Source organism: Paenibacillus sp. FSL L8-0333 (assembly GCF_037965665.1).
GTDB lineage: Bacteria > Bacillota > Bacilli > Paenibacillales > Paenibacillaceae > Paenibacillus_AQ > Paenibacillus_AQ odorifer.
In genome coordinates this window covers 1,123,053-1,137,784 of sequence record NZ_CP150186.1, presented here as the reverse complement: position 1 = coordinate 1,137,784, position 14,732 = coordinate 1,123,053, and the positions used below count along the sequence as shown (strand labels likewise).

At 44.1% G+C, this 14,732-nt stretch carries 13 protein-coding genes; 5 read left to right on the top strand and 8 right to left on the bottom strand.

All coding sequences use genetic code 11. The annotated features are described in order from the left end of the window. Positions 1 to 346 precede the first annotated feature (346 nt). Both NYE72_RS04860 and NYE72_RS04855 read right to left on the bottom strand, forming a co-directional pair. The gene (locus tag NYE72_RS04860) at positions 347 to 2,701 is read right to left on the bottom strand and encodes a YhgE/Pip domain-containing protein (RefSeq protein WP_038568922.1); all 2,355 of its coding nucleotides are present in this window, start codon (positions 2,699 to 2,701) and stop codon (positions 347 to 349) included. Positions 2,702 to 2,914: 213 nt separating this feature from the next. After that, positions 2,915 to 3,490 (bottom strand): TetR/AcrR family transcriptional regulator, encoded by a 576-nt coding sequence (locus tag NYE72_RS04855; protein ID WP_076179870.1) that lies wholly within the window; start codon positions 3,488 to 3,490, stop codon positions 2,915 to 2,917. 266 nt (positions 3,491 to 3,756) lie between these two features. On the opposite strand from NYE72_RS04855, the gene NYE72_RS04850 reads away from it, so the two are divergent. Further along, positions 3,757 to 4,944 (top strand): UDP-N-acetylglucosamine--LPS N-acetylglucosamine transferase, encoded by a 1,188-nt coding sequence (locus tag NYE72_RS04850; protein ID WP_038568920.1) that lies wholly within the window; start codon positions 3,757 to 3,759, stop codon positions 4,942 to 4,944. A gap of 67 nt (positions 4,945 to 5,011) precedes the next feature. Here NYE72_RS04850 and NYE72_RS04845 read toward each other — a convergent pair whose 3' ends face one another. The 3 genes from NYE72_RS04845 to thpR form a co-directional block, all read right to left on the bottom strand. Continuing rightward, positions 5,012 to 5,695, bottom strand: coding sequence for a metal-dependent hydrolase (locus tag NYE72_RS04845; RefSeq protein ID WP_036676555.1), 684 nt, complete (start codon positions 5,693 to 5,695; stop codon positions 5,012 to 5,014). Between the two features lie 73 nt (positions 5,696 to 5,768). Then, positions 5,769 to 6,695, bottom strand: a complete 927-nt coding sequence (locus NYE72_RS04840) for a cell wall hydrolase (RefSeq protein ID WP_076179871.1) — start codon at positions 6,693 to 6,695, stop codon at positions 5,769 to 5,771. A 77-nt stretch (positions 6,696 to 6,772) separates the two neighbouring features. Beyond that, positions 6,773 to 7,375, bottom strand: a complete 603-nt coding sequence (thpR, locus tag NYE72_RS04835; protein WP_076179872.1) for an RNA 2',3'-cyclic phosphodiesterase — start codon at positions 7,373 to 7,375, stop codon at positions 6,773 to 6,775. 89 nt (positions 7,376 to 7,464) lie between these two features. Between thpR and NYE72_RS04830 the strand changes: the two genes are divergently transcribed. Both NYE72_RS04830 and NYE72_RS04825 read left to right on the top strand, forming a co-directional pair. Further along, positions 7,465 to 8,421, top strand: coding sequence for a D-2-hydroxyacid dehydrogenase (locus tag NYE72_RS04830; protein WP_076179873.1), 957 nt, complete (start codon positions 7,465 to 7,467; stop codon positions 8,419 to 8,421). A gap of 78 nt (positions 8,422 to 8,499) precedes the next feature. Further along, on the top strand, positions 8,500 to 9,015 hold the full coding sequence (locus NYE72_RS04825) for a GrpB family protein (RefSeq protein WP_076179874.1): 516 nt from the start codon (positions 8,500 to 8,502) through the stop codon (positions 9,013 to 9,015). A gap of 75 nt (positions 9,016 to 9,090) precedes the next feature. Here NYE72_RS04825 and dgt read toward each other — a convergent pair whose 3' ends face one another. Then, positions 9,091 to 10,500, bottom strand: coding sequence for a dGTP triphosphohydrolase (gene dgt / locus NYE72_RS04820; protein ID WP_076179875.1), 1,410 nt, complete (start codon positions 10,498 to 10,500; stop codon positions 9,091 to 9,093). 394 nt (positions 10,501 to 10,894) lie between these two features. Here dgt and NYE72_RS04815 point away from each other — a divergent pair, with 394 nt between their 5' ends. Beyond that, positions 10,895 to 11,530, top strand: a complete 636-nt coding sequence (locus NYE72_RS04815) for a polysaccharide deacetylase family protein (protein WP_305953520.1) — start codon at positions 10,895 to 10,897, stop codon at positions 11,528 to 11,530. A gap of 66 nt (positions 11,531 to 11,596) precedes the next feature. Beyond that, complete coding sequence (locus NYE72_RS04810) at positions 11,597 to 12,592, top strand: helix-turn-helix transcriptional regulator (RefSeq protein ID WP_076179876.1); 996 nt, start codon at positions 11,597 to 11,599, stop codon at positions 12,590 to 12,592. A 378-nt stretch (positions 12,593 to 12,970) separates the two neighbouring features. On the opposite strand, the gene modB is transcribed toward NYE72_RS04810, so the two are convergent. Further along, on the bottom strand, positions 12,971 to 13,627 hold the full coding sequence (modB, locus tag NYE72_RS04805; RefSeq protein WP_172628881.1) for a molybdate ABC transporter permease subunit: 657 nt from the start codon (positions 13,625 to 13,627) through the stop codon (positions 12,971 to 12,973). 40 nt (positions 13,628 to 13,667) lie between these two features. Then, entirely contained in the window at positions 13,668 to 14,462 is a 795-nt protein-coding gene (gene modA / locus NYE72_RS04800) for a molybdate ABC transporter substrate-binding protein (protein WP_176462621.1), read from the bottom strand. Positions 14,463 to 14,732 lie beyond the last annotated feature (270 nt).

Genomic DNA, 14,732 nt, shown 5'->3' with positions numbered 1-14,732 from the left:
AATGTCTTAGGAAAATTTTTCACATGAAAATCTTAATAATTATTCAATCCAGATTAGTGCTATTATTTTATCACCGAGGTAACATCAGCGCAATTTAAACTTTTTTATGATGCTGATTAACATTTGTTTTTGCATCACAGCTTTAGTGAGTAAAAGTTTAAAAAAACTTCACGATGCATAATTATACATAAATAACGCATAAGTGCATATGCAATGAAAGCGTTACAAGATTTTTCATCCCTTCTAATATGTTTGCAAGAAAAAGGGGTTTTATGATTTTAAATCAAAAAAAGCGTCTCCCGGAGGAGACGCTTTTTTATACTTTTTTTTCAAAAAATCTATCAGTTTATACAGTCAAAACTTGTTCACTTTTCACTCCAACTTCATTCTCACGGCTACGAGTCATGAAGTAAGCGAAGGTAAGAGCAAGGAATCCAAGACCAAAGATTGCCAGGATACCTACATCTCCCCACATTGCACTGAAGTCACCTGTAGAAATTACTGCTTTAAGACCACTAACTGTGTAAGTCATTGGAAGCAGTGGATTAAAGAATTTCATCCAGTCAGGGATCAATTCAAGTGGGAATGTTCCGGCACTAGTTGTTAATTGGAAAATAAGAATAACGATAACAACGAAACGTCCCGGTTGATCCATCCAAGTAACAATCGCTTGAACTACCCATGTGTAAACTAAACTTGTTAAGAATGTAAATACGAAGAATAGCGGTTTACTTTGTACTTCCAATCCAAGTCCATACAATACAACCACAGCAGCCAGCATAGACTGGATAAAGCTCATGATTGTGAAAGTAAGCGTACGGCTAATGAAACGGTTCATACGGCTAGCACCAAGGACAGCCGAATCACGCATTGGAATAACAATTGTTGAAATCAAAGCACCTACAAACAATCCAAGGGATAGGAAGTAAGGAGCAAAACCTGTACCATAGTTCGGAACATGATTCACAACTTGATCCTCAACCACCACTGGTTGTGCGAACATTTCCATCATTGCATCTGTTTTGTTCACACTGCCTGTTTTTTCAGCAGCATCGCCAAGCTTAGTTGCCAGTTCTGTTGATCCAGATTTCAGATCATCCATACCATCTTTCAGCTCGCCTGCGCCATCAGCCAGTTTTTTCGAACCATCTGCTACAGCACTGATACCGGAACCTAGTTCGCCTACACCGCTTAACAGTTTTGTAGTACCATCGCCAAGCGCTTTACCGCCTTCAGCCAGCTTGCTGCCTCCAGCTGCAGCTTCTTTAAGCTTCGCACCAAATTGTTGCATCCCTGCATTCAGCTTATCTCCACCGGTTACAAGTGCAGATGCGCCTTGTGCCAGTTTTTGTTGTCCTGTCAAAAGCTGTGTGCTACCAGCATTTAATTGCTGTGCTCCATCATGCAACTGAGTTACACCAGCAGCTAACTGCTGTGAACCCGAGTGCAATTGAGTTGCACCTTGTGCCAGCTGCTCTTGCCCACTGTGGAGTGCAGTAGCACCCTGTGCCAGCTGCTCTTGACTTTGTTGCAGTTGCTCACTGCCTTGTGCCACAGCTGCACTGGCTGCCAGCAGCTTCTGTACCGCTGGATTTTGTGCCAGCTCAGGACTAGCCTGTGCCAATTGCTCCAATCCTTGAGCTACCGCTTTAGCACCCTCAGTTACCTTCGTGCTGCCTGCGGCGGAAGCTTGCAAACCTGCTTCCAGTTTCGCGCTGCCATCTACGGAAGAAGTTAAGCCTGCTTCCAGCTTCGCGCTGCCATCAACTAAAGATTGTGTTCCTGCTTGTAGTTTAGAAGTACCATCCACAGCAGACTGCGTTCCCGCCTGAAGCTGTGTTGCACCTGTTACAGCTTGTTTCAAGCCGTCACTAAGTTGTTTACTGCCGGCAGCACTCTGTGCAACACCGTCTTGAAGCTGCGTATGTGCAGTAGACAGTTGTTGCAATCCGCTTGCCAACGTGGTTGATCCTGTTTTAAGTGCCGTAGCACCTGCATTCAAATCAGTCACGCCTTGTGTAAGGGGTTCTACACCATTTTGAAGTTTACCTGTACCATCTGTCAGTACAAGTAGATTATCTTTCAGCTTCAAGGCTCCGTCATCTAGCTTACCAGCGCCATCAGCGATCTTGGAGGCTCCATCTCCTGCTTCGCCCAATCCATCAGATACTTCTGTAATCTGATTGAATACAGACTCTACATAAGCTTCAGTTACTTTAGCAGATACTTTATTTTTAATTTCTGCTACAGCCGTACCACCGATTTGACCAGCCAAGAAGTTGTAACCTTCATTTGGCTCATAAATAATTTTTGCCGGCTGTGGTTCATCATCCATAAGAGTAGTAGCTTTAGCAGAAAAGTCTTCCGGAACAATGATCGACATATAATAAGTATTGTCTTTCATTCCTGCTTCCGCTTCTTCAAGGGAAACGAAGTTCCACTGGAAGCCGTCGGTTACCTTCAACTCTTCTATAAGATCATTACCGGCTTGTAGTTGCTTGCCTTCATAATTAGCGCCGACATCCTGGTTGACCACAGCAACCGGAAGCTCATTCATCTTGCCATACGGATCCCAGAATGCCTTCAGGAAGAATCCGCTGTACATCACCGGAATAAATAGGATAGCAATCATTGGAATTAGCACCTTCGGATTTCTAAGGGCTGCGCCAAGATCCTTGGTAAATACGGATAATGATTTCATTCTGGTTCTCTCCTTATGAGCTTATGCTCTCTTTAAAATGCTTTGTTTGCGAAATATTACGTAACACTAAGTGACTGTTTTCCCCATTCGGTCAATTCAGGGTATAAAAAAATGCCTCGCGGCTCTTTTTCAATGCCTAATCCATCTTGAGAATTGTTAAGGGAAAGCGAATCGAGTGAAGCTGAGAACGCCATCCCTGTCCTGAATCAACCCTTACTGTGCCAATCCTTCGGCGAGAAACAAATGAAAATACATCTTGATCTGTTCCTTGTCCAAGGGAGTATGTGTTTTATTCAGTTCAGCAGTCAATACAATATATAATCTGAACATGACTACCGAGACGATTTTGGGATCGCAAGGTTTGATTTCTCCCTGTTGGAGCGCTTGTTGCACCTCCCGTTCTAAATATTCTAAAACTACGTTCTCGATCTTCTCAAGTCCTTCTCCAGCCTGCGGCGTACCGAATTCGCGATTCTCCTGGGAAAGTTTTATGAATAGCTCCTGCTCACTTCGAAACTCAAGCAGAGCATCCAGCACACGATGCAAGTTGTCAAAGAAAGGTCTGTCTCGCCTGATCTCCCGCTCAGCAATCTTCTTCATTTCCATCATCATATCGTGCAGGATCTCGTCAAACAATTGCTCTTTGTTTGTAAAAAAGGTGTAGATGGTCCCCTTACCGACATTTGCAATCTTAGCAACCTGATCCATTGTAGTTGCCTTATAGCCAAATAATGAAAAAGATTTTGCTGCGGCCTGAAGCACCTGCTGTCTTCGATCCACCACTGCCACCTGTGCACACTTCCTTTCTCCAGAAAATATCGTCCCCGCTGACTTCTGACCATTTTACTAATCCGGTCAATTGGTCATTCACTACTTTATCATGTTGTTTTCTAGTTTGCAATACTTTGGGCGAACCTTTTATTTTTTTTATTTATTGCAGGGTTTTAACTTTCTATTTACGTCTTACTTGTATAATGTGAGTATAGTATAGATTTCCTAGTATAATTAGAAGAAGAAACGCATTTCTATAGAAAAGGAAAGTAGCAGGTGAACTTATGCGAAAGAAAAGAGTACTGCTGTTTTCGGAAGGCTTCGGTACGGGCCACACAGGAGCAGCCTATGCTCTGGCCGAAGGAATAAAGCTGCTGAATCCGGATGTCCAATGCCGAGTCATCGAGCTGGGGAAATTTCTTAACCCGACGGTCGCCCCTTGGATTCTTTCCGCTTACCGCAAAACAGTTAGCAGCCAGCCTAAGCTGGTCGGCATGATGTATAAGACACAATATCATAAATCATTGAACCCGTTGACTAAAATGGCGCTTCACCGGATTTTTTATACACATGCCTCACAGGTCATTGAGCAGCTAAAGCCTGATTTAATTATCTGCACTCATCCCATTCCGGCTGCGGTCATCTCCAGACTGAAACGTCGTGGACTACATGTGCCTCTGTATACATTAATTACTGATTATGATGCACATGGGAGTTGGGTAAATTCCGAGGTCAATCGTTATCTCGTATCTACCCCACGCGTCAAGTCCATTCTGACAGGCCGTGGGATCGCTCCAGAGCTAGTAACCGTCACTGGCATCCCAGTGCATCCAAAGTTCTGGGAACGCTCCAACAAGACGCTGCTACGCAAGGAGCTGGGATTGGCTGATATTCCAACCGTACTCATTATGGGCGGAGGATGGGGGCTGATGTTCGGCAAAGAGATTATGCATTCCCTCACCGCCAGAATGGATGATATTCAGCTCGTCTTCTGTATGGGCAGCAATGAGAAGCTAATCGCCAAAATGAAGTCCAATCCACTGCTCAATCATCCCAATGTTAAAATTCTGGGATATAGCAGTGAAATCAATAAATTGATGGATGCCTCAGACCTGCTGATTACGAAGCCTGGAGGCATGACCTGTACGGAAGGTCAGGCCAAAGGAATTCCAATGCTTTTCTATAAAGCTATTCCAGGTCAGGAAGAGAAAAACTGCCAATATTTCGTAGAGCTTGGGCTGGCAGAGGTGCTCGACTCGGAAGTAGTGAACAAATGGTTCACTATGATGCTTCGTGAATATTCAGTTCTGGAAGAGCAACGCAGACGACGTCTCGCTCCAGATAAACATCAACCGCAAAGCTGTGCGACTACTGTTCTGAAGATGTTAGGTAACCCCGTAAGCGAGGCAACTGAAATCAGAGGCACAAGAGCGCAAGCACGTAATGAAGAACCTGTGTGTATTACACCTTAAAGAATAAGCAGGCAGTCAGGGAATTTCCCCCGGCTACCTGCTTTTTTTATAATATAAATCGGATTGGTTAAATTTCTACGCTCTCACCAGCTTTAAGCGGAAAACCTTCTACACCCTCTTGATGCAGGCGATCGCAGAAATCAGCACCATCCTGAGCAATATCCGGAAATGTATTGTAATGTAGCGGGATCACTTTATCCGCCCGTAGCCAGCGTGCGGCCAGCAAGGCGTCATCCGGTCCCATGGTTAGCATATCGCCTATAGGAAGAGCTGCCAGGGCAATCGCATTCCTTTCTCCAATGAGGCGCAGATCGCTGAATAGTGCGGTATCCCCCGCATGGAAAATCGTCTTGCCCTCAATCGTCAACAAAATCCCCGCGGGTTGTCCAGCATAAATCCAAGAATCGCCCTCCTGAATGGATGAGGAATGAAACGCCTGCGTAAATTTCACAGTCATCCCTGCATAGGTATGACTACCACCTATATTCATGTGCTTAACCTGTGCACCCTTCATCCGGCAATATTCGGCAAGCTCAAACACCGCAAAGATCGGACAATCATTCTGCTTGGCAATTTCGACAGCATCTCCTAAATGATCAGAGTGGCCGTGAGTAAGCAGAACGGCATCAACGGAAATATCGGCAGGTGAAATACCGGAGTTCGGATTACCTGACAAAAAAGGGTCAATAATAACCTTCACGTTCCCCGTCTCTACCAGCAGAGCTGAATGTCCATAATAAGTGATTTTCATGGTTATCTTCCACCTCCAGATTCATATAGTTTAGTTTACCCTATATAGCGCTGAGGTTCACAGATCCACCAAATTATTTATAAAAAGTATGATTGCCAATAGTTTTAACATAAGTCTGTGAATGATGTACGGTCAGATCCTGTGCAAGTTTTAGCGACAAGAAAAAATAAGTATTATCGGGAACTTCCTTTACTCCGGAGAGTGCAGCATTCACCGCTTTAATACTATCATCGTTAGGCTTCACACGGTTAAGACGCCCGTTAGCTACAGGGCTGAACTGGCTCTTCTGATAAATAACTTTATATATCGTGTCGGGGAAATTGGCTGACCGCAGCCTATTCAGAACAACGTTGGCAACTGCCACCTTGCCCTTGTACGGTTCACCTTCCGCCTCTGCCATTACAATTTTTTGTAGCAGAAGCAGTTCTTCTTCGGATACAGCGTAGCGCCGGGTTGCTTTACTTTGCTGCTCCTGGCTTAATAGCTCTGTCCGAGAGAAGTACAATGTTGTGAGGGGATGTTTCTGAGAAGCCGAGGCTGTCTTCGCTGTCGCCTGACTACTCTTTGTTGCTGTTTCCGCCAATTGCGACGCTTTTTGCGCAGCTGGCTTGGATTGTACTACATCAGCCTTCACCCGAATAATGGAAACGTTCGATGTGTTTTTTGTGTTTTTTTGTTTTATTTTTTTTACACTAAGCCATTCCACACCCTTCGCCGGTTTCCAAGCGGAACTTAAAAGACTGAATGTGTTATTAAGCTTATTGGCTTGTGTAACTTCAGTAATGCCCCTCGTAATGCTACTCGTTATACTAGACTTCGATTCATCTTGCAAAAGAGAAAGTACGGATGCACGGCTGGTGGATTGCAACTTATCCATCTGCACCCTGTCCATCTTCCCTTCCGCAACTTGTTCGGGTTGCAATAAGCTTATGGCAGAGAAACACACTAGTATAACGCCAACGAGCAACGCAATATAGCGGTTTTGTTTAAAAATTAACATGATATTCCTCCTATTTCACGGCACATTCCTATTGTATGTAACCGAAAACGGAAGCTTTGAAAACTTTATTATCGATTTTAAACTGTAAACTTTTCAATAATTTCATACATAGGAATGGCATACATTCTGGTAGCATACAACACAAAACTATCAATCGTCCAGTCTCTCTGATAGTTTTTTAGGTTCCAATCATCATCCAATTTCAGTAAGTTTTCCAGCAATTTATCATCATATGAATTTTTTCCCCGGTACTTTCGAGCCACGGTAAGATGCGGTTTATAGGCCCTGGATTCGCCTGAAAAACCTAATGGAAACGTCGCTGAATGCACTCTGGCAGCTAATTGATTTAATGCCTCTATTTCGCCGGAAACCCCTATCCACAGGACTCTTGGGGAAGTTGGAAGACCAAATGTGTCCCATTTGTCCAACGACAGATTGAAGGGTCTGCCTTGACCAGCAGTCCGCCTCAAGGATTTTACTAAATCTGGAATTTCGGCCTTTGGGGTATCTCCTAAAAATTGCAGGGTAATATGATAATCTTGCGGATTTGTCCATTTAGCAAAATCAAAATTTTCAGATAGCTTTGAACATGCCTGTGCCACTATTTCTTGCAGCTCAGAAGGTAATTTCACAGCTAGAAAAAGCCGTTCTGATTCGTTCTCTGATGGTTTAGCATCCATAGTCAATTTCACCTTCTCCAATAGATTTGGTATTCTTAACCTATAACATGATCCATATCCATTAAACCACAAAGTAGGAGGAACACATCATGACTAAGTCTATAGTATGTCTACAACCACTTACATCTCAGCAGCAGGAAAGGATCAAAGCGGCTGCCCCAGGCTATACATTTACACAAGGAGACGCAAAAAATCCGGATTTGCAGCTGCTTGCAGAAGCAGAAATTGTAATTGGCTGGGCAAAAGGTATTTCGGATACACTCCTTCGCCCCGAGTCCTCCCTTCGCTGGGTCCAGTCCTGGTCTGCTGGTATTGAGAAACTTCCTCTCGATCGTCTTAAGGAACAAGGAGTCCTGCTCACCAGTGGGAGCGGAGTTCATGCCGAGCCTATTTCTGCGGTAATCTTCGGATTCATCCTTCTCTTCACACGTAATTTGCATACGGCTGTACGCAATCAGCAGAACCGGATTTGGAAATCTGATGGCAGTGAAAGCGAGCTGTCCGGCAAAACAGCCGTTATAGCTGGAACTGGAGCGATCGGCAGTGAAACCGCCAGAATTGCTAAAGCCTTCCGGATGAAGACTATCGGTGTCAGCCGTTCCGGTAAGCCAGTCGCAGACTTTGATCAAATCTATACAACAGATCGTTTATCCGAAGCTGTAAGCCAAGGCGATTTCATCATCAATACCCTTCCTATTACCGATGAGACCAAGCATTTATTTAATGCCACCAGCTTCTCCGCGTTTAAAGAAGGCTCCTATTACATTAACATTGGCCGTGGCGCAACTACCGATACTGAGGCTCTGATCGATGCATTGAATCGCGGACAACTCCGTGGCGCTGGTTTGGATGTTTTTGAGACCGAACCCCTTCCGCAGGATCATCCACTTTGGTCTATGGAGCAGGTAATCATCACTCCACACTCCGCTGGAATTACAGATCAATACGCTGACCGGATCGTTAATATTTTTACCGAAAATGTGAAGTCTTACTTATCATCAGGCACGCCTTCTCTAAATCTTGTTGATTATGACCGGCAATATTAATAATAAGCTTTACAAAACAGGAACATCTGTTCTATAATAAGAAAATCCAAAGTTATCCATAAAGAGAGGGTTAGTGCAATGAAGGTCACGGTCACAGAATATAACGAACAATGGGGTCTAATGTTCTACGAAGAAGCTCAGAAGATTAAAGATATCTTTGCTGATGCCCTCATTGATATTCACCATATTGGCAGCACTTCTGTTTCCGGACTCAAAGCAAAACCAATCATAGATATAATGCCTGTAGTACGAAATATCGAAGCTGTAGATGAGTTCAACCAGCAAATGACAGCACTTGGTTATGAATGTATGGGTGAGTTCGGTATCAGTGGCAGAAGATATTTCAGAAAAGGCGGAAATAGCAGAACCCATCATGTTCATGTCTTCCAGATGGATAATAAGATAGATATCGGTCGTCATCTGGCTGTAAGAGACTACCTTCGATCACATCCGGAGACGGTTAAACAGTACGGAGATTTGAAGGATACTCTTGCCAAACAATTCCCAGAGGACATTGCAGCTTATATAGACGGGAAAGAAGAATTTGTGGTTAATCTTGAAAGAACTGCATATGAGTGGTATTTAAATCAATAATCCTTATAAAAATAGCCCCTGCTGTTCATTTAGATTATCCTAAATGAACAGCAGGGACTACTTGTCTAAGCGTCTCTAATCCAAATCATAAATCGAGCCGACTTTCAGTCCGTACAGCTCATTATATATTTTCTCTGCAAAAGCATCAGTCATCCCTGCGATATAATCAATCACCATATGCTCCCAAGTCCAAATCGGTTTTGCCTGCTTCTGATCTTTCTCAAATCGCTGCAGCCAATCCGATGGAATAATGGCTTTAGAGGTCTGTGGATCCAGAAACGCTCCCCATAGACGGCGCAAAATCCACTCACTACGTTTCTGCAGCCGCTGCACACGCAAATCACGGATCATAGTAACCCACGCGAAGCTTTTCAGCACACTTACGGTCCGCAGCATATCTTCGTCTTCTTTTCCTTCCTTTATAAAGGTGACCTTCTTCCAGTCTTCATCTTGGATCACTCCCAAGCTGGCGACAAAGGTACTTACCCAATAAGCCTTAACTTCACGTCGAGTGCGGGAATAGTCATTTTCGCAGGTTGGCATTTTTTCCTTCCAAACCCGAAGAAATGAACTGAGCACTTCCTCGACCTTCGCGCGAATGCCTTCCTCTTCCCAGCCCTTCCAGAAGAAATCCTCGAGCGTGGTGATTTTCTCTACGATTAACCGCTGGATATAAGAATCATGCATAAAGTGTTCATGCACTTCAATCTTTCCGGCTTTAATCCCATCCTCCAGATCATGTGCAGAATAAGCGATATCGTCACAAAGGTCCATAAGCTGAGCCTCTAACGTTTTCTTACCTGCCGGTATTCCCCACTCTTTGCGGATCTCCGAAATATATCCCCATTCGTGAAGGTACATCCCCTTCTTCAGCGAGGTGCCGGGAAAAGGATACTTATTTATGCCTAGCAGCACAGCATCTGACAGATTTAGCCCATCAATATTCTCACGCTTCTCCAGAAACATAATCAGCCTATAATTGTGGGCATTGCCTTCGAAATGCTCATAACGTTGCTTCATCTGCTCATGGATCAGCAGGCGATCCACACCCGTTGCGCCTGATTGCAGCGCAGCTTCGTTAGTTTTCTTTTCAATAAGCTGTTCCAAAATATTATCCAGCACTTCTTCCCCTTTATGTCCAAAGGGAGGATGGCCAAAATCATGAGCGATAGCTGCGCATTCCACTACCTCTGGATCTATAACAAGACCCGGATTCTCCGCCTTGGTGGTTTCCACTTCTGGATACGATCGCAGCAGACTTTTCGCCGCCTCACGAGCAATCTGTGCAACTTCAAGTGAATGAGTCAGACGCGTGCGGTAATAATCACCCGTCCCAGCCCCGAATACTTGTGATTTACCTTGCAGCCTCCGAAAAGTAGGCGAATGAATCAGGCGTGAATAATCACGCTCATAAGCAGCTCTCGACGTTTCTAGGCGGGTAATCTCCGGATACTGCCGGTGTTCTCTTTTTTCAATAAGTGTCATGTTCCCACCACCCTAACCAAATGTCTGTATATAGTACTTCATTATAAGGCATTTTCATAACAATTTTCACATCAAAATACAAAGGCTAATTTAATTATAGACGGTCACGTGGATAACTATGTAATCGTCAGAAGCCAAAATGAATCTCATAACCTGTACATGAAGATATAGTAGAAAGAAGAATGAGCACGAAAAAAGACTGGTTGCCTATACAAAACTGAAACTATGAATATACCGACCCCCAAAAGGAGCACTCTAAAATAAAAAAACAGGTGAAATGATGAAAACTTGCAGCAAAATTATGTTGATCACCCTTGCATTCTTTTTATGCTTCACGAACTCTGCTCTAGGTAGTCCAAGCAAAAACCGCGACTACTACGAAAAAAGAGGAGACATGATTTGGGAAGTACATACTAACCAAAAAGTGATTGCATTGACGTTCGACGACGGTCCTGACCCTTCTGAAACCGATCAAATCTTAAAGGTATTGAATCAATATCATGCGAAATGCACCTTTTTTGCGATAGGAAAAAGAATTGCAGCCTATCCAGAGGTAGCGAAACGAGTTATTGCTGAGGGGCATGAATTAGCTAACCATACCTACAATCACGTTTATTTTAAAAAACCTATTAATGAAGCACAATTTGAGCAGGAGCTAAGATTGACCGAAGAAGAGATTATAAAAGTCTCCGGTAAACATAGTTCACTGTTCAGACCACCAGGCGGCATGTATGACGAGACCTTAGTTGATCTGTCTAACAATATGGGCTTGAAGCCAATATTATGGTCCTGGCATCAAGATACTCGTGACTGGAATCGCCCAGGCGTGTACAGTATTTCGAACAAGGTCATTCGAAATGCACGTAATGGGGACATCGTTCTATTTCATGATCATGTGCACGGGCAGTCACAAACTAGAGAAGCTCTTAAAATTATTTTGCCGGAATTAGAAAAGAAAGGCTTTCGATTTGTCACTGTCTCTGAGTTGATCAAATTATCCAGTACACAGCAGGCGGGTAAACAACAATAGGCTAATTGCACAGGACTTCAAAATAGGGTAGTCTTGTCCTAATATGAAGTTCTGGAGGCTTTTGTCATGTCCGATAATACATCCTATACGACAGAGGAAATTGCCCGCTTATTAAAAATATCAAAATTAAAAGTATATGATCTAATTAAAAAAGGGGAGCTCCCCTCCTACCGTGTAGGAAAACAAATGCGCGTGGATCAATCCGATTTGGAAACCTACAAACAAAATACACGGAGTGGGGCGTCCACCGCTAATCCTACTACTATAATGGCCCAGACTCCACCAGCAATACCCTTGGCCTTTTCCGGTACAAATCCAGCTCAAATGCCAGCACAATCTCCCCACCTTAAAACTGTAGGACACAGCTTGGTGATTACAGGTCAGGATATGTCACTGGATATTCTAGCTACCTATTTGGAACGGGCTCTGCCTGAACGCCCTCTTCGTTCTTATGCCGGGAGTCTTGATAGCCTGATAGCCATGTATAAAGGGGAGTCGGACATTGTCAGCACACATCTGCTCGACGGGGATACTGGAGAATACAACCTACCCTATATCCGAAAAATACTCGTAGGATGCTCTTATGTTGTAGTTCGCCTACTTACCCGAAGTGCAGGTTTTTATGTACAAAAAGGGAATCCCAGGGGTATTCATGAATGGTCTCACTTAGAGCAGAACGGACTCACGCTGATCAATAGAGAACGAGGTTCAGGTGCACGCGTATTATTGGATGAACAGCTTCGATTGCATGGCATTCCAGCAGCCTGCCTATCAGGCTATGAGAACGAGGAGAACAGCCATTTGGCAGTTGCCGGTAAAGTGGTCCGGGGAGAAGCAGATGTAGCCATCGGCACCGAGAAAGCCGCTAAGATTGTCGACGGTGTTGATTTCGTTCCTATGATTCAGGAGTGCTACGATCTGGTGATGATTAAAAAACCGGATCATGAGCAATGGATTGCTGCCGTGATTGATATTTTGCGTTCACCAGCCTTCCAGAGTGAGCTTGGGTCCATTCACGGATATGATCTCACGGAAACAGGGACGATAATTTATGAGACTTAATGGGTCACAGCAGAAGACGGGAGCATTATGCAGAAGCGTTTAACTGTATTTCGTACAACTATATTACTTCGAATAACTCGCAAATTAGATATAACTGTATTTGGTACACCTATTTCTCTTGATTTACTACCCCATAGGCGACTTTTCTAGTTTTAGTTGTATAGAATACAATTAAAGTTAGAACGATTCCTTATGCAGACGGAATAACTGTATAGAATGCAGTTAACTCACAGACTCCATCAAAATCCGACGGCGCTAGAAGCTGACATCAAAGTTGCCGGGTTCACTTGCCCAGCATCTGCTCAAACCACCCGCTTCAAACCAAAAACACCAGGCAGCAACTCTCCAATAACCGGAGAATCGCTGTCTGGTGTTTTTTTAAGAACGCCGATTCACAAACATCAGCATAGCGGCTGAAATAACAATAATTGAACATACCCACATCCACGCGAGCGTCATATTACCTCCATCTACCGCAACATAGATCGCTGTGGGTAAGGTTTGCGTGCGGCCCGGAATATTGCCAGCTACCATGATGGTAGCGCCAAACTCCCCAAGACCGCGGGCAAAACCAAGAACATAACCGGCTGCCAGCGACCGGCCCGCAAGCGGCAGCGTGACATAACGCAGTACCTGCAGTTCACTTGCCCCTTGTGCCCGCGCCGCATCTTCAAGATCTGCTTCTATCCCTTCGAAACCCGCCTTCACTGTGCGGTATACGAGTGGAAAAGCTACGACTACAGCGGCGATAACAGCTGCCCCCCATGTGAACAGGATCGTCTGCTCCGTCATCTGTTCATACCATCTGCCGATCCAGCTTCGTCGGCCTAAAATAACTAAAAGCACAAATCCTACGACCGTCGGCGGCAATACGAGCGGAAGCAGCATTATAGTCTCTACCAAGCTGTGACCGGGAAACTTCCGGCCCGCCATAGCCTTCGCAGCAGCTGTTGCCAAAATGAATACAATAATGCTTGTAATCACAGATATTTTTACGGAAAGCCATACCGGGGCGAAGAAATCAGTCCAATTTATTTCCAACCTTATTCCACCCGCTTCTACTCGTAATTTCTATTTAAGGAAGCAGGAAGCCATAACTAACAAAGATATCATTAGCTTCCTTGCTTTGAAGGTAACTATACAACTCCTTAGCTGCCTTTTGATTCTTCGAGCTCTTCACGATGCCTGCCGGATAATTAATAGCTTTGTGTACATGTGGACCGACCGTCAAAGCGATTTTAGTTTTCTTTGAAGTAAGCGCATCTGTCTTATAGACAAAACCGGCATCGGCATTTCCTGTTTCTACATAAGAGAGAACCTGACGCACATCCTTGGCAAATACGAGTTTGCTTTGCAGCGGATCCCAGACCTTTTTCGCTGTCAATGATTGCTGAGCATACTGACCCGCTGGTACAGATTCAGGCTGTCCCACTGCCACCTTCTTAAAAGCTTTATCCGTAAGCTGAGTAATCGTTGTTAATTTAACCTTTGAATCTGAGGGTACGACTACAACCAATTGATTCTTAAGCAGAACCTTATGATCGGAGATAAGTCCACCTTCCACCAGTGCATTCATCTGTTTATCACCTGCAGAGAAGAACAGGTCCGCCGGAGCCCCTTGCTCAATCTGCTTTTGCAGAGTACCGGATGCTGCATAATTAAAGACCAAATCAATATCGGGATGTTTCTTTTCATAAAGGAGGGCAATCTTATCCAGGCTATCCTGCAAACTAGCCGCAGCGGAAACAATAATTTCAGTCTTCTTGGTGGCTGCTTGCACCTCTCCCCCTGGACCTGCAGATAAATTCACAACCAGAACGATTGCCAATATCCCCATCACGGAGAGTGTCCATTTCTTAAACATTTCCATTCCTCCCAATTTCGTATGTATATATTTAGATGCTATTCTAGCATACACTTTTTCGTTTTTCTATAACTACAGATATGTTTAGATATGTTTAGTTATATATTGTTATAATTAGACAATATATAATGATGATTTTGGCTTTTTGCACACAAAAAAGATGCCTCTGACTCCCCTAAATAGGGCTGCAAAGACACCTATTTCACGAATGATATTAATTCTTCATCTGTGGGCCAAGCACATCATGTTGACCGTCACCCACCAGGTTAAAGCCAA